This is a genomic window from Pseudomonas rhodesiae, from assembly GCF_013285305.1.
Classification (GTDB): Bacteria; Pseudomonadota; Gammaproteobacteria; order Pseudomonadales; family Pseudomonadaceae; genus Aquipseudomonas; species Aquipseudomonas rhodesiae.
The window spans coordinates 3,714,989-3,730,366 of record NZ_CP054205.1 but is presented as its reverse complement, the minus strand read 5'-3'; the positions used below and the strand labels follow the sequence as shown (position 1 = coordinate 3,730,366).

The window sequence follows — 15,378 nt, the reverse complement described above, 5'->3', positions numbered from 1 at the left end:
GTCACCCAACCAAGGGCTCTATGGCAAGGCTTGCGCGCTTTGCAGTACGCAGAGCGACTGGCGCCGGGTAAACTGCGCGCCTTTCTTGAAGGAGTTCATATGAGTCAGTACCAGCCGGGCATTCTTGCTGCACCGGTGCCGTTGCAGGCACGCCATCTGTTTTTCGCCGTGGATTCCCTGGCCGCCGTTCCCGTTGCGTTGGACGCATTGGTGCGGATGGCGGATGCGGCGGCGGTGGTCGGGTTGGGTGAGCCGCTGGTCACTGCACTGGGCGCAACCATTGACGGCTTGCGGCCGTTTCCGGCGATCAGCGCGCCGGGGGCGCATAACCCGTCGACCCAACAGGCGCTGTGGGTGTGGCTGCACGGTGCGGATCGCGGCGAACTGCTGCTGCGCAGTCGCGCGTTCGAGAAGGCCCTGGCCCCGGGCTTTCGTCTGGTGCAGTCGATTGAAGGCTTCCGCTACAAGACCGGCTTCGACCTCACCGACTACGAAGACGGCACCGAAAACCCTCACGACGATGCTGCCGTGGACGCCGCCTTGACTGACGGCGGTGCCAGCTTCGCCGCCCTTCAGCAATGGCAGCACGACCTCGATGGTTTCGCCGCGTTGCCAGCCCAGGAACGCGACCACATCATCGGCCGCCGCCACGGCGATAACGAAGAACTGGACGACGCCCCAGAGTCGGCCCACACCAAACGTACCGCCCAGGAGAGCTTCACCCCCGAGGCCTTCGTGGTGCGCCGCTCCATGCCGTGGGCCGAAAACGGTCAGGCCGGCCTGATGTTCCTCGCCTTCGGCCATTCCTTCGATGCCTTCGAGGCGCAGCTGCGCCGTATGAGCGGCCTGGAAGACGGGATTGTCGACGGCCTGTACCGCATCAGTACGCCGTTGACCGGCGGCTACTACTGGTGCCCGCCGGTCCTGGATGGGCACCTGGATCTTAGTGCGCTGGCCAGTTGATAGTGGCGCGCGTGACTAGCCGATCAGCTCAACCTTGCCGCTGTCGAGGCGGTACACACCGCCGACAATCTGCAAGGTGCCTTTGGTCAGGGCGTCGGCCAACAGGCTGGATTCAGTCTTGAGCCGTGCGACGGTATCAATGACGTTCTGTGCGATGGCGTTATCCAACACGTTGCCCGGCGCTTTCAGCACCTTGGTCACGGACGGTTTGATCGCGTCGGCCAGGCCCTGAATCTTGCCGGGGAATTGAGCGTTGTCTTTGACCGCCTTGACCCCGGCCGCCACAGCCCCGCAACTGTCGTGCCCCAGCACCATGATCAGTGGCGTGCCCAGCACCGCCACGGCGTATTCGAGGCTGGCCAGTCCGTCATCGGTGACGAAGTTGCCGGCCACACGCACGGCGAACAGGTCGCCTCGACCGGTATCGAAGGCATATTCGGGCGCGATCCGCGAGTCGGCGCAACTGAGTACCGCGACGAAGGGGTTTTGCCCGCCGACCAAGGCCTCACGTTCGTGCATGAAATCATGGCGTCGTTTGACGCCGGCGGCATAGCGCTGATTGCCCTCCATCAAACGTTCCAGCGCCTGTTGTGGGTCGAGCTTGTTGGCCGCTTTCGGCACCGGGGCGGCCTGAACCATGCCGCTGGGTAAAGCGCCGGCCAGCATCAACGCGCTGGCGCCGAGTGTGGTCAGACGCAGAAAGTCACGGCGGCCGTTGTTCGACGGCGTATCAGTGGGGCGATGGGCGTTGCACATGGAGGGGCTCTCGATAGGGGTTAGCGAAAGCGCCAAGGGTGCAAAGAATGCTGAGCGAAGAATGTAGGAGGTTTCTGCATGTGCAGCGGACGCTGAACCCGAATAGGTCGAAAGCTCGTCGATCGTCCGCTGAAAAGAACAACGCCAGCCCTAAACCTGAGAGCCTTCGCCGCCTGCGTGAATCGTTTGTGACTCAGACGCTTTTGAGGTGGTCGAGCCAGGCAGGGTCCAGGCGGGTCTGGTCGGTGTCCAGCCCCAGCGCCTGCATCTTGCTGACGTGGGCCTGCATCTCACCGACCAACTGCGCCTGGGCGCTGGAGTTGGCGTCCAATTCGTGCATCTGAGTCAGCCCCAGGTGATAAAAACGCAGCAGCTTCATGGCTGTCGGATCATTGGCCTGCACTCCCTCGGTGACCTTGTGCATCACGTTAGTCACGCTCATCAGGCTACGCTTGAGCTGCCAGCCATACACCGCCGGTGCCAGCCACGCCTGGCCCCAAAAGGGGCCGCGCACCAGCGCCAGGGTGATCAGTACGCCGGCGAACACACCACCGACGTTGAAGCGGAAATTATCCCCGCCGGGCTCGCCGAACAGCGTCACCGCCAGGCTCGACAGCACCATGGCTAGGGCCAAGAACAGCACCGCCACGGTCAAAGTGCTGCGGCGGGTCTGTTGGCGGTAGAGGGCGGGGTCACAGGGTTTGAGCTCGAACATCCGGGTCAGGTCTCTAGAGGATGGCGGGGTGGCATCATCGCACGTCGGGGCAAACAAGTTGAACGTTGGTGCGCGGGGCTTTCTCTAAATCGGTGCAGGCCACCCATTATGACGAGGTGAACCATCATGCCCGAATACAAACAGCCACCGCCCGGCACGCCAGACCCCAACCGTACCCCCGGTGAGGAGGAGCGCGACAACGACGCTCTGCGCCCCAATGATCCCGCGCATCGTCAGGACATTGACGATACGGAGCAAGCCGAGCAAGACCTGGAAACCCTTCACGATAAAGCCCGTCCGCTCTAGAGGAGATAGCCATGACCGCTCCAGACAAAGGCCCGCGCTCCAGCGAGCACGCCAGTGGCAAGGATGAGCTGGGTTTCGACCCGGACTCGCCGGATGTCGCCGACCCGCAGGTCGACCCGATCGGCCCGGCCATCGCGCCGCTGGACAAGGATAAAAAAGATCACCCGGAAAAAAAGCCGCCTTACGATCCGTTGGGCGACTTGAAGAAGTGATGCAGGCCCCGCTCGATTGAGCGGGGCTTTTTGGTTTAGGGGATGGGGGTTATTTAGGTGGCATCCAGGTCACATTGGTGATGCCGTATTTCTCCGCCCAGGGGCGGGTGGTTTTTTTGACTTGCTCATGGCCCACGCGGCCAATGCGACTCACATGGGCAACGTCGGCGTCGACCGCCGCCCAATGCCAGGCCTCGGCGTTATTCATCACTTCGGCGCGTACTACAAAGGACTTCGGTTGACCGTGCAGCTGATAATTAATGGTGTAGATTTTTGCGGTACTCATGGTGCCTCCCTGACTTGTTATAAATGGATAGGAAGGCGTTTAAAAAGGTTCATTCAAAATGACAATCTGCACGCGGGCGCGGCATAGTGACGCCTTCGACCGTGCTCAAGGACCGTGCCATGCCCCGTCTCACCCATTGCCAGCGCTACCTGCAACGCCTGGGCTACGACACTCCGCCACCGCCCACCCTGCAAACTCTGCAAGACCTGCAATTGCGCCATGTTTGCACCTTTGCCTTTGAGAGCCTGTCGACCCTGCTGCACCAGCCGGTACCGATCGATCTGCCGAGCGTCGAGCACAAAGTATTGTTCGAGGGGCGCGGCGGCTACTGCTACGAGTTGAACCAGATGTTTCTGATGCTATTGCAGGAATTAGGCTTCGACGCGCGCGGCATCACCGGCCGGGTTGTCATGGGCGGCCCGCCGGATGCGCGTACGGCGCGTACCCATCGTCTGAGCCTGGTGAACCTGGACGGAGTGCGCTACATCGCCGACGTGGGCTTTGGTGGCATGGTGCCGAGCAGCCCGTTGCAACTCGATACCCAGGCGGCGCAGGCCACGGCCCATGAGCCTTACCGCCTGACATTCGATGCGCAGGAGAGCAGCTATACGCTGTGGGCCGAAGTGGCCGGGGAATGGCGCGGCTTATACGTGTTCGACCTGCAAGTGCAGGCCGACATCGATTACGAAATCGGCAACTGGTACGTCTCGACCCACCCTGGCTCGCCCTTTCTGGGGCAGCTCAAAGTCGCGCGGCTGGCCGTGGGGGAGCGGCACACGTTGAACAACGCGCATTACGCAATTCACTATCTGGACAGGCCCAGCGCCAAGCGTACGTTGCAACACAGCGATGAACTGCTGGCATTGCTACGCGACACGTTCGGCATTCAGGTGCCTAAGCACCCACGTTTGAGCGACGCATTGGATGACTTGATTCGCGCAGGCCGCCAAGAGCCTTGATCTAGAGCGTTCGCTGAACCGTTTTACCTCCAAAATCAGGTGAATTTTTTCGAACCTTTTGCGCGCGCGGAGGTTCGAAGCGGTTCCTGAATAATTTGTCCACCTGACAAGGAGATGTAAAACGATGTCCAAACTATTCGGATCATTCCTCAAAAACGCCTCGCTGCTTGCGCTGGCCACCGCGCCGGCGATGGTGTTCGCAGCGCCGTCCACCGACCCGATTTCCATCTTCGGTCTGCAGGGCAGCTACAACGATTTCAAACTCGAAGGCGGCAGCCAGAGCGACAAGGACCACATGCCCGAAGCGGGCCTGTTCTACAACTTCGGCAACAAGCTTACCGCTGAGTCCGGTTTTATCTACCAAGCCGGCCTCGAAGCCAAATATGGCGAGAAGAGCGACAACAAACTCAAGGAAGGCCAGGCCGATCTGGACCTGGGCTGGCGTGCCGCGCTGGATGCGCGCAACTTTGTCGACGTGATCGTGGGCGGTGGTTACAGCTGGACCCGCTACGAGCCAGAGTCCAACGGCAATGACCTTGAGCTGACCACCAAGTCGCCATTTGCCAAAGCGGCACTGGGTTACAACCACCAGTTCGATGACATGACCCTGCGAGTTGAAGCCGGCGCTCGTCACACCCTCGACGGCCGCGTCAAAGTCAAGGTTGACGGCTTGGGCAGCGACTCCGTCGACCTCAAGGACCGCACCAACCCGTACGCGGAAGTCAGCCTGCTGATGAACCAGAAAGGCAACCTGCCTGTGATGGCGGGCCTGTACTACACCCGCACCGAATACAAACTGGATGAAGACTCCCCCGTGGCCGACAACACCAAACTCAAGCGTGACGAGTATGGGTTCAAGGTCGGTATCGCGTTCTAACCCGTTTGTAGTGAGCTGGCTGATTGGATAAGAGGGGCTTTTGTGGCGACTGAGCTTTTGTGGTGTATCGGCTTTTATGCTGAACAGGCTTTTGAGGTGAGCGGGCTTGCCCCGCGCCGGGCTGCGCAGTAGCCCCACCAAAGGCATTGCTAAACCCGGCTTGGCACTGCGCTGCAAACCTCCAACCCAATCCCCACAATGCAAAAACGGCGCCCGAAGGCGCCGTTTTTGTTTACTCACGTCCCGCTAAGCGATCAAACACCCAGCACCGCGTGCTGCACCAGGGTGAGCAACGGCTGTGGGTAAACGCCGAGGAAGAAGGCGAGCAGGGCGATGGCCAGCAGCATCACGCCGCCGGCTTTCTGTTCCCAATGCAGCTCGGCATCCACACGACGCAGGTTCGGCTCGATCAGGTACAGGGTGACCATCACGCGCAGGTAGTAGAACACGCCGATGGCGCTGCCCAGAATCAGCGAGGCAACCAGCCACCACTCATGGGCTTCGACACCGGTAGCGATGATGTAGAACTTGCCGATAAAGCCTGCGGTCAGCGGGATACCGGCCAGGGACAGCATCATCACGGTCAGTACAGCGGTCAGGTACGGACGGCGCCAGAACAGGCCACGGTATTCGTACAGAGCGTCAGCGTCACGGCCCTTGTAAGGGGAGGACATCAGAGTAATCACGCCGAATGCGCCAAGGCTGGTGATCACGTAGGTGACCAGATACACACCGATGGCTTCCACGGCCAGGCCTTTGCTCGCCACCAGGGCGATCAGCAGGTAGCCGAAGTGGGCGATAGACGAGTAACCCAGCAGACGCTTGAGGTTGTTTTGAGTCAGCGCCAGCAGGTTACCGAACAGGATCGACGCAATGGCGATCACGGTCAGTACGTTGCTCAGCACGCCGGTGTTGGCAGCGGGGGAGATCTGGAACAGACGCACCATCACCGCAAACACTGCCACTTTCGACGCGGTCGCCAGGAACGCAGCCACCGGCGCCGGGGCGCCTTCGTACACGTCCGGGGTCCACAGGTGGAACGGCACCAGCGACAGTTTGAAGGCCAGGCCGATCAGCATCATCGCCAGGCCCAGTTGGGCGATCGGTGCAGGCATGTTGGTGGCGGCCAAGGCATGACCGATACCGGTGAAGCTCAGGCTGCCGGCTTCGGCGTAGAGCAAGGCCATACCGAACAACAGGAACGCGGAACCGGCGGCCGACAGCACCATGTACTTGATGCCGGCTTCCAAAGAGCGCTTGTTGAAGAAGGCATAGGCCACCAGGCCGTACGTCGGGATCGACAGCAGTTCCAAACCGATGAACAGGCCTGCCAGGTGCTGGGCGCTGACCAGCACGATACCGCCGGCCGCAGCCAGCAGGATCAGCAGGTACAGCTCTTCGCGGTTGCCCGGGTAGCCGGTGCCGCCTTCGCCGAGGTAGGCGTGGGCGAGGGTGACGCACGCCAGGGTGGCCACCAGGATCAACGCGATGTACAGCAGTGCGAAGTCATCGATCATCATCAGCGGGGTGACCGCCAACGGCGCGACCTTGAGGGCCGGAATGATCGACAGCAGGGCCAGGTTCAACCCGGCACAGGACAGCAGGAACGTTTGCGAGTGATTGCGGCGCCAGGCGATCGCCAGCATCACCACCACGATGGTGAGGCTGGTGATCAGCAGCGGCGCAAGCGCGATAAAGTGTTGGATCGTGAATTCCATAGCGCTCTTACCGGGCCGAAGCGAGTTGAGAGAAAGCGGTGCCGAACCACTGCTGCACGCCATGCATCGTTGCGGCAGAAGTGTCCAGGAACGATTGCGGGTACACGCCGATGTAGATCAGCAATACCGCAAGACCGAGCACCATGATCAGTTCGCGCGCATCCATCCCTTTGAGGACAGTGTCGGACTTGGCGGGGCCGAAGTAAGCGCGGTGGATCATGATCAGCGAGTAGACCGAACCGAACACCAGACCGGAGGTGGCGATGGCGCTGATCCACGGCGTTTGTACGAACGCGCCCATCAGGATCAGGAATTCGCCGATGAAGTTGCCGGTGCCCGGCAGGCCCAGGGACGCGGCGGCGAAGAACAGGCTGATCGCCGGCAGGTAGGCAATGCGCGACCACACGCCACCCATCTCGCGCATGTCACGGGTGTGCAGACGCTCGTACAGCTGACCACTGAGGATAAACAGGGCCGCGGCCGAAACGCCGTGAGCCAGCATCTGGATCACTGCACCTTGCAGCGCCAGTTGGCTGCCGGAATAGATGCCGATCAGTACGAAGCCCATATGGGAAACGGACGAGAAAGCAATCAGACGCTTGATGTCGGTTTGCGCGAAGGCCAGGAACGCACCGTAGAAAATCCCGATCAGACCGAGGGTCATGGCGATCGGCGCAAATTCGGCCGAAGCATTCGGGAACAGCGGCAGGGCAAAACGCAGCAGACCATACGCAGCGGTCTTCAACAGGATACCGGCCAGGTCCACGGAACCGGCAGTCGGTGCCTGGGCGTGAGCGTCCGGCAACCAGGAGTGGAACGGCACCACCGGCAGCTTCACCGCGAAGGCGATGAAGAAGCCCAGCATCAGCACGTACTCGGTGGTCAGGGACATCTTGGTCTTCAACAGGTCTGCGTAGTTGAAGGTAATCACGCCGGTGTTGTTGAAGTTGACCAGCACCAGACCCAGGATCGCCACCAACATGATCAAGCCGGAAGCCTGAGTGAAGATGAAGAACTTGGTCGCCGCGTAGATCCGGGTTTTCTTGCCGTCCGAAGAACTGTGACCCCAGAGCGCGATGAGGAAGTACATCGGCACCAGCATCATTTCCCAGAAAAAGAAGAACATGAACAGGTCGAGGGCGAGGAACACGCCGACCACACCGCCCAGGATCCACATCAGGTTCAGGTGGAAGAAGCCCACGTGACGCTGGATTTCTTTCCAGGAGCAGAGTACCGAGAGGATACCCAGCAGGCCGGTCAGCAGGATCATCAACAGCGACAGGCCATCGAGGGCCAGGTGCACGTTGATGCCGAAGCGCTGGATCCACACGTGCTTGAATTCAAGCGCGAAGGTGGGATCGACACCCGGTGCCGGAGCAAATGAATAGTCGCCATGGGCCCACAGCCAGAGGCCGAGCGCGAGTTCCAGGGACATGGTCAGCAACGCAATCCAGCGGGGGAGGGTGGCGCCGAAGCGTTCACCCATCCAGCAGAGCAGGCCGCCGATAAAGGGGATCAGGATTAGCCAGGGCAGAATCATGACGGGCTCGTTTCCTTTCGCAAGTTCGCAAAGTTCATATCAGACCGCTACCACTACGATGGCGCCGATCACCAGCACGGCGCCAGCCGCCATGGAAGCCGCATACCAACGCAATTGGCCGGTCTCGCTGCGGCTCAGGGCGGTGTGACCGCCTTTGGCCGCGCGCGGGATCAAACCAATGGTCTGGTCGAGCGGGTCTTTACGCAGTACATGGCTGATGGCCAGGTACGGCTTGACGAACAGTTTGTCGTAGATCCAGTCGAAGCCCCAGGCAGCGAACCACCAGGCCGACAGGAAACGGCCGATGCCACTGTTGGCCACGGCGGTCACGAAGCGGCGCTTGCCGAGGAACAGCAGGGCTGCCAGCAGGATACCGGCAATGGCAATGGCGCCCGAGGCGATTTCCAGGCTGTGCTTGGCGTCGCCGCCAGCATGACCGACGCTTTCCGGCAGTACGCCGGCCAGTGGCGGGGTGATCATGGCGCCGATAAAGGTCGACAGGATGATCAGCACCGACAGTGGCAGCCAGTGGGAGATGCCATGGCCTGCGTGCGCTTCGGTCTTGGCTTCACCATGGAAGGTGATGAAGATCAGGCGGAAGGTGTACAGCGAGGTCATGAAGGCACCGACCAGGCCTGCGTACAGCAGGTTCTGGTTGCCGCTGGCAAAGGCTTCCCAGAGGATTTCGTCCTTGGAGTAGAAACCGGCGGTCACCAGCGGCAGGGCGGCCAGGGCGGCACCACCGACGATGAAGCTGGCGTAGGCCAGTGGCAGTTTCTTCCACAGGCCGCCCATTTTGAAGATGTTCTGCTCGTGGTGGCACGCCACGATCACCGCACCGGAAGCGAGGAACAGCAGCGCCTTGAAGAAGGCGTGGGTCATCAGGTGGAAGATCGCCGCGTCCCAGGCGCCGACGCCCAGGGCCAGGAACATGTAGCCGATCTGGCTCATGGTCGAGTAGGCGAGGATACGCTTGATGTCGGTCTGCACCAGCGCGGCAAAGCCGGCCAGTACCAGAGTCACGCCGCCGACCAGGCCGACCAGGTGCAGGATCTCCGGCGCCAGGGTGAACAGGCCATGGGTACGGGCGATCAGGTAGACACCCGCGGTCACCATGGTTGCGGCGTGGATCAGAGCCGACACCGGGGTAGGACCGGCCATCGCGTCCGCCAGCCAGGTCTGCAGTGGCAGTTGCGCGGATTTACCCACGGCGCCGCCCAGCAGCATCAGGGTCGCCAGGGTGATCCAGAAGTCACCGACCTGGAATTTCTGTGGCGCCAGCACCAGCAGTTCCTGGATGTTCAGCGTGCCCACCTGTTGGAACAGGATGAACAGGCCGATGGCCATGAACACGTCGCCGATACGGGTGACGATAAACGCTTTGAGTGCGGCGTTACCGTTGTTGCGGTTGCTGTAGTAGAAACCGATCAACAGGTACGAGCACAGGCCCACGCCTTCCCAGCCGAAGTACAGGAACAACAGGTTATCGCCGAGCACCAGGAACAGCATGCTGGCGATAAACAGGTTGGTGTACGAGAAGAAGCGCGAGTAGCCCGCTTCACCGCGCATGTACCAGGACGCGAACAGGTGGATCAGGAAACCCACGCCCACCACCACGCCAAGCATGGTGATCGACAGGCCATCGATGTAGAGGGCGAAGTTGGGCTTGAAGCCCTCCACCGACATCCACTGCCACAGCACCAGGGTGTAGTGACCGCCTTCCGGCGGCGCCACGTTGAATTGCCAGATGACGTAGGCGGCGACGATCGCCGACAGGCCAATGGACCCCACGCCGATCAAAGCCGAAAGGTTTTCCGACCAGCGCCCGCGAGAGAACGACAGCAGCAGGAACCCGATCAGGGGAAACAGGAAAGTCAGAAAGATCATGTTCATCCGCGCATCTCACTGGCAGCGTCGATATCAAGCGTGTGGAAGCGACGATACAGCTGCAGCAGGATCGCCAGGCCGATACTGGCCTCGGCCGCTGCCAGGCTGATCACCAGGATGAACATGACTTGTCCATCCGGCTGGCCCCAACGTGCACCCGCAACGATGAAGGCCAGTGCTGCGGCGTTCATCATGATTTCCAGGCTCATCAACACGAACAGAATGTTACGGCGAACCATCAGGCCGACCAGGCCAAGGCAGAACAGGATGCCGGCGACCGCCAGACCATGCTCCAAGGGGATAGCAGGCATCGTCATTGCTCCTTGGCTTCGTTGCGGCCCAAGTGGAAGGCGGTGACGGCTGCGGCGAGCAGCAGCATCGACGCCAGTTCGACCACCAGCAGGTACGGGCCGAACAGGCTGATGCCCACGGCTTTTGCATCCACAGTGGTGTGGCCGATGGCCTGGCCGCTCTGGTGAGCGAACAGTACATACAGCAGTTCACCCAGCAGCAGGGCCGCGAGGACAACCGGGCCGAGCCAGATGCCGGGCTTGAGCCAGACGCGTTCCTGGGCGACCGAAGCCGGCCCCAGGTTGAGCATCATCACCACAAACACGAACAGCACCATGATGGCGCCGGCGTAGGCGATCACTTCCAGTACACCGGCGAACGGTGCGCCGAGGCTGAAAAAGGTCATGGCCACGGCGATCAGCGAAATGATCAGGTAGAGCAGGGCGTGCACGGGGTTGGTGTTGGTGATCACGCGAAGCGTGGACACAACCGCGATACCCGATGCGAAATAGAAAGCGAATTCCATCTTTCTTCCTTAAGGCAGCAAGCTCTTCACGTTGATCGGCTCGGCTTCGTTTTGTGCGGCGCCTTTTGGCTTACCGGCAACGGCCATACCTGCAACACGATAGAAGTTGTAATCAGGGTTTTTACCGGGACCAGAGATCAACAGATCTTCTTTCTCGTACACCAGGTCCTGACGTTTGAACTCGGCCATCTCGAAATCCGGTGTGAGCTGGATCGCGGTGGTCGGGCAAGCTTCCTCGCACAGGCCGCAGAAGATGCAGCGCGAGAAGTTGATGCGGAAGAAGTCCGGGTACCAGCGACCGTCTTCGGTTTCAGCTTTCTGCAGGGAGATGCAACCCACCGGGCACGCCACGGCGCACAGGTTGCAGGCAACGCAACGCTCTTCGCCATCGGGGTCGCGGGTCAGCACGATGCGGCCGCGATAGCGCGGCGGCAGGTACACCGCTTCTTCCGGGTATTGCAGGGTGTCGCGTTTGCGGAAGCCATGGCCGAAAACCATCACCAGGCTTCGCAACTGGGTACCGGTACCCTTAACGATGTCGCCAATATATTTGAACATGGGTCAAATCCTCACTGAACCGCGCCCGCTGGCGTGTTCAACAACACAACGGCAGCAGTCACCAGCAAATTGATCAGGGTCAGCGGCAGGCAGAAGCGCCAGCTGAAATCCATCACCTGGTCATACCGTGGACGCGGAATGGAAGCGCGCAGCAGGATAAACAGCATGATAAAGAACGCGGTCTTCAGGAAGAACCAGAAGAACGCCAGCTGCGGCAGGATGCCGAATGGTCCGTGCCAGCCGCCGAAGAACAGCGTGACCAACAGGGCCGAGATCAAGATGATGCCGATGTACTCACCGACGAAGAACATGCCCCACTTCATGCCGGCGTATTCAATGTGGTAACCGTCGGCCAGTTCCTGTTCCGCTTCCGGCTGGTCGAACGGGTGACGGTGCGTCACGGCCACGCCAGCGATGAAGAACGTACAGAAGCCGAAGAACTGCGGAATGATGAACCACAGGTTCTGCGCCTGGTACTCGACGATGTCGCGCATGTTGAACGAGCCGACCTGCACCACGATGCCCATCAGCGCCAGGCCCATGAACACTTCGTAGGACACGGTCTGGGCCGAGGCCCGCAAGCTACCCAGCAGGGCGAACTTGTTGTTGCTCGACCAACCTGCGAACAGCACCGCATAGACCGACAGACCGGCCATGGCAAAGAAGAACAGCAAGCCGATGTTCAGGTCCGCCACGCCCCAGGTCGGGGTGATCGGGATGATCGCGAAGGCGATCAGCAAGGCGCTCATGGCCACGACCGGCGCCAGGGTGAAGATCACCTTGTCGGCAAACGGCGGGGTCCAGTCTTCCTTGAAGAACATCTTCAGCATGTCGGCGGCGATCTGGAACATGCCGAATGGGCCAACGCGGTTCGGGCCGTAACGGTCCTGCCACCAGCCCAGCAGGCGACGTTCGACGAAGCTGAGCAGGGCGCCCGCCACGACCACGGCCAACAGGATCACGATGGCCTTGACGACCGAGATGATCACGTCGATCACTTCAGGGGTGAACCAGGTCATTGCGCTGCCTCCTGCAGACCGTCAACGGTTTTGCCGAAGATCGCCGGCGGGATGCCGGCGAGGCCTTTAGGCAGTGCAACCAGGCCGGCACTCAGCTCTTCGTTGATACGCAGCGGCAGACGCAGGGTCTGGCCGGCAACGTTCAAGCTCAGCAGGGCACCGTCGTTGACACCCAGGCGGTCGGCTTCGGACTTGGCCATGGACACGTAGGCGGCGGGGATGCGCTCCTGAACCGGTGCGGCCTTGGAAGAGTTCTCCTCGCTGCCGAACAGGTGGAAGAACGGCACGACCTGCCAGGTGCCCGGGGCCGGGTTGAAAGGACGCGGGACCGCCGCGAACCAGTTCAGCGAATCGCCCTGGGTTTCGATCAGGCGAGTGCCTGGGTCGCCAGCGCGGATGTGGCCACCGACTTCGTCCTGGAACTTGTTCCACGCCTGTGGCGAGTTCCAACCTGGCGACCAGGCGAACGGCACTTGCTGACGCGGTTCGGCCGAACCCGAATAACCTTCCATCGAGAACGCGAACGCGGTGTCGTTATCTTGCGGCGTGCGCGGTTCATGCACGCTGATATCGGCGCGCATGGCGGTACGACCGGAATAACGCAGCGGCTCACGGGCCAGTTTCAGACCCTTGATGCGGAATGCGGCGGACGGCGCGGCGTCGACGATACGTGCCAGTTGCGGCGCGCTCGCGGCAGTGGCGGCGGTGACGTGGTCGAGCTGTGTCCAGTCGATCGGCCGGTTCAGCAGGGTGGAGCGCAGGGCATGCAGCCAGCGCCAGCCTTCATGAACCAGGATGCTGGCGTCCATGTACTTCGGATCGAACACCTGGAAGAAGCGCTGCGCACGGCCTTCCTGACTGACCAGGGTGCCGTCGCCTTCGGCGAAGGTGGCGGCTGGCAGTACCAGGTCGGCACGGTCGCTGGTGGCGGTCTTCTGGTGGTCGGCGACGATCAGCACTTTGGCCGCGTTCAAGGCGGCGTCCACCTTGGCCGCGTCGGTGCGGGTATACAGATCGTTTTCCAGCACCACGATGGCGTCGGCGTTGCCGTCGATCACCGCTTGCAGTGCGGCATCCACGGATTCGCCACCGAGCATGGCCAGGCCGAGGCTGTTGGCTTCCGGTACCACCAGGCTGATGGAGCCGTTCTTGTCGCGCAGCTTCAAGGCCTTGGCGATGTTGGCGGCGGCCTCGATCAGCGCCTTGGAACCCAGCGAGGTGCCGGCGATGATCAGCGGACGTTTGGCGGCCAGCAGCGCGTCGGCGATGCGTTGGGCCAATTCGACGGCTTCGGCGTCCAGGCCGTCGACGGCAGGGGCGCTCGCGTCCAGGGCATGAGCCACGGCGAAACCGAGGCGGGCCAGGTCGTCGGGGGCGGCGTGCACGCATTCTTCGGCGATATCGTCGAGCTTGGTTTCCGCCAGGCTAGCGATAAACAGTGGGTTCAGCGCGTGCTGGCCGATGTTTTTCACGGCGGCGTCCAGCCAAGGCTGTACGCGCATGGCGTCGGCCATCTCTTCAGCCTTGCCTTTGACCGACTGACGCAGCGACAGCGCGATACGCGCGGCGGTCTGGGTCAGGTCTTCGCCGAGCACGAAAATGGCGTCGTGGTCTTCGATGTCGCGCATGTTCGGCACCGGCAGCGGGCTGTCGTTCAGCACCTGCAGGACCAGGCGGATACGCTCCAGCTCACCGGCTTCGATACCGCTGTAGAAGTGCTCGGCGCCGACCAGTTCGCGCAACGCATAGTTGCTTTCGAGGCTGGCGCGTGGCGAGCCGATGCCGACGATCGTGCGGCCGCGCAGCAGGTCGGCGGCTTTATCCAAGGCTTCGTCGGTGCTCAGCTTCGCACCGCCGGCCAACAGTGGCTGGCGTGGGCGGTCTTCGCGGTTGACATAGCCATAGCCGAAACGGCCACGGTCGCACAGGAAGTACTGGTTGACCGAACCGTTGAAGCGGTTTTCGATGCGACGCAGCTCGCCGTAGCGTTCGCCCGGGGAGATGTTGCAACCGCTGGAGCAGCCATGGCAGATGCTCGGGGCGAATTGCATGTCCCACTTACGGTTGTAACGCTCGGAGTGAGTCTTGTCGGTGAACACACCGGTCGGGCAGACCTCGGTGAGGTTGCCGGAGAACTCGCTTTCCAGCACGCCGTCTTCGACGCGACCGAAGTACACGTTGTCGTGGGCGCCGAATACGCCAAGGTCGGTGCCGCCGGCGTAGTCTTTATAGAAGCGCACGCAGCGGTAGCAGGCGATGCAGCGGTTCATCTCGTGGGAGATGAACGGGCCGAGGTCCTGGTTCTGGTGGGTACGCTTGGTGAAGCGATAGCGGCGCTCGTTGTGGCCGGTCATCACCGTCATGTCCTGCAGGTGGCAGTGACCGCCTTCCTCACAGACCGGGCAGTCGTGAGGGTGGTTGGTCATCAGCCACTCGACGACACTGGCGCGGAACGCCTTGGATTCTTCATCGTCGATGGAGATCCAGGTGTTGTCGGTGGCTGGGGTCATGCAGGACATGACGATACGACCACGGGTGTCGTTCTCGTCGGTGTATTGCTTGACCGCACACTGGCGACAGGCACCGACGCTACCGAGCGCGGGGTGCCAGCAGAAATAAGGGATGTCGAGGCCTAGTGACAGACACGCCTGTAACAGGTTGTCCGCCCCATCGACTTCGAGCGCTTTGCCGTCTACGTGGATAGTGGCCATGGTTCAAAGTTCTTCGTTGGCCCGTTGTCAGCGGGCGTGGCTAATGGAATCTTG

16 protein-coding genes are annotated in these 15,378 nt (G+C 61.5%); 5 read left to right on the top strand and 11 right to left on the bottom strand.

The features are described from left to right. The first annotated feature begins 99 nt into the window (after window positions 1-99). A complete protein-coding gene (locus HRH33_RS16835) occupies window positions 100-963 on the top strand; it encodes a Dyp-type peroxidase (RefSeq protein ID WP_167417875.1) in 864 nt (287 codons plus the stop codon). A gap of 15 nt (window positions 964-978) precedes the next feature. On the opposite strand, the gene HRH33_RS16830 is transcribed toward HRH33_RS16835, so the two are convergent. Together HRH33_RS16830 and HRH33_RS16825 are read right to left on the bottom strand one after the other, a co-directional pair. After that, complete coding sequence (locus HRH33_RS16830; RefSeq protein WP_167417874.1) at window positions 979-1,719, bottom strand: carbonic anhydrase; 741 nt, start codon at window positions 1,717-1,719, stop codon at window positions 979-981. Window positions 1,720-1,912: 193 nt separating this feature from the next. Beyond that, window positions 1,913-2,434, bottom strand: coding sequence for a DUF3087 domain-containing protein (locus HRH33_RS16825; RefSeq protein ID WP_167417873.1), 522 nt, complete (start codon window positions 2,432-2,434; stop codon window positions 1,913-1,915). 126 nt (window positions 2,435-2,560) lie between these two features. On the opposite strand from HRH33_RS16825, the gene HRH33_RS16820 reads away from it, so the two are divergent. Further along, window positions 2,561-2,740 (top strand): hypothetical protein, encoded by a 180-nt coding sequence (locus HRH33_RS16820; protein ID WP_034136464.1) that lies wholly within the window; start codon window positions 2,561-2,563, stop codon window positions 2,738-2,740. Window positions 2,741-2,751: 11 nt separating this feature from the next. Further along, window positions 2,752-2,952: a DUF6021 family protein gene (locus HRH33_RS16815; RefSeq protein WP_034136463.1), complete on the top strand. Its 201-nt coding sequence runs from the start codon at window positions 2,752-2,754 to the stop codon at window positions 2,950-2,952. A gap of 49 nt (window positions 2,953-3,001) precedes the next feature. On the opposite strand, the gene HRH33_RS16810 is transcribed toward HRH33_RS16815, so the two are convergent. Further along, a complete protein-coding gene (locus HRH33_RS16810) occupies window positions 3,002-3,238 on the bottom strand; it encodes a DUF6555 family protein (protein ID WP_034098712.1) in 237 nt (78 codons plus the stop codon). 119 nt (window positions 3,239-3,357) lie between these two features. On the opposite strand from HRH33_RS16810, the gene HRH33_RS16805 reads away from it, so the two are divergent. After that, window positions 3,358-4,197 (top strand): arylamine N-acetyltransferase family protein, encoded by an 840-nt coding sequence (locus HRH33_RS16805; protein WP_167417872.1) that lies wholly within the window; start codon window positions 3,358-3,360, stop codon window positions 4,195-4,197. A 124-nt stretch (window positions 4,198-4,321) separates the two neighbouring features. Further along, on the top strand, window positions 4,322-5,074 hold the full coding sequence (locus HRH33_RS16800; RefSeq protein ID WP_034136461.1) for an outer membrane beta-barrel protein: 753 nt from the start codon (window positions 4,322-4,324) through the stop codon (window positions 5,072-5,074). A gap of 254 nt (window positions 5,075-5,328) precedes the next feature. On the opposite strand, the gene nuoN is transcribed toward HRH33_RS16800, so the two are convergent. From nuoN to nuoG, 8 genes are read right to left on the bottom strand one after another with little or no spacing between them, the layout of a single operon-like run. After that, entirely contained in the window at window positions 5,329-6,792 is a 1,464-nt protein-coding gene (gene nuoN, locus HRH33_RS16795; RefSeq protein ID WP_034098709.1) for an NADH-quinone oxidoreductase subunit NuoN, read from the bottom strand. Between the two features lie 7 nt (window positions 6,793-6,799). Further along, window positions 6,800-8,332, bottom strand: coding sequence for an NADH-quinone oxidoreductase subunit M (nuoM, locus tag HRH33_RS16790; protein WP_167417871.1), 1,533 nt, complete (start codon window positions 8,330-8,332; stop codon window positions 6,800-6,802). Between the two features lie 39 nt (window positions 8,333-8,371). Then, window positions 8,372-10,225: an NADH-quinone oxidoreductase subunit L gene (gene nuoL / locus HRH33_RS16785; RefSeq protein WP_034098705.1), complete on the bottom strand. Its 1,854-nt coding sequence runs from the start codon at window positions 10,223-10,225 to the stop codon at window positions 8,372-8,374. Continuing rightward, on the bottom strand, window positions 10,222-10,530 hold the full coding sequence (gene nuoK / locus HRH33_RS16780) for an NADH-quinone oxidoreductase subunit NuoK (RefSeq protein ID WP_003174727.1): 309 nt from the start codon (window positions 10,528-10,530) through the stop codon (window positions 10,222-10,224). Before nuoK ends, nuoL begins: the two co-directional genes overlap by 4 nt. A gap of 2 nt (window positions 10,531-10,532) precedes the next feature. Continuing rightward, complete coding sequence (nuoJ, locus tag HRH33_RS16775) at window positions 10,533-11,036, bottom strand: NADH-quinone oxidoreductase subunit J (protein WP_016974048.1); 504 nt, start codon at window positions 11,034-11,036, stop codon at window positions 10,533-10,535. Between the two features lie 9 nt (window positions 11,037-11,045). Further along, entirely contained in the window at window positions 11,046-11,594 is a 549-nt protein-coding gene (gene nuoI / locus HRH33_RS16770) for an NADH-quinone oxidoreductase subunit NuoI (RefSeq protein ID WP_003174725.1), read from the bottom strand. A gap of 11 nt (window positions 11,595-11,605) precedes the next feature. Next, window positions 11,606-12,613: an NADH-quinone oxidoreductase subunit NuoH gene (gene nuoH, locus HRH33_RS16765; RefSeq protein WP_017137518.1), complete on the bottom strand. Its 1,008-nt coding sequence runs from the start codon at window positions 12,611-12,613 to the stop codon at window positions 11,606-11,608. Continuing rightward, window positions 12,610-15,324, bottom strand: a complete 2,715-nt coding sequence (nuoG, locus tag HRH33_RS16760; RefSeq protein ID WP_034098703.1) for an NADH-quinone oxidoreductase subunit NuoG — start codon at window positions 15,322-15,324, stop codon at window positions 12,610-12,612. The genes nuoH and nuoG overlap by 4 nt, the downstream gene beginning before the upstream one ends. Window positions 15,325-15,378 lie beyond the last annotated feature (54 nt).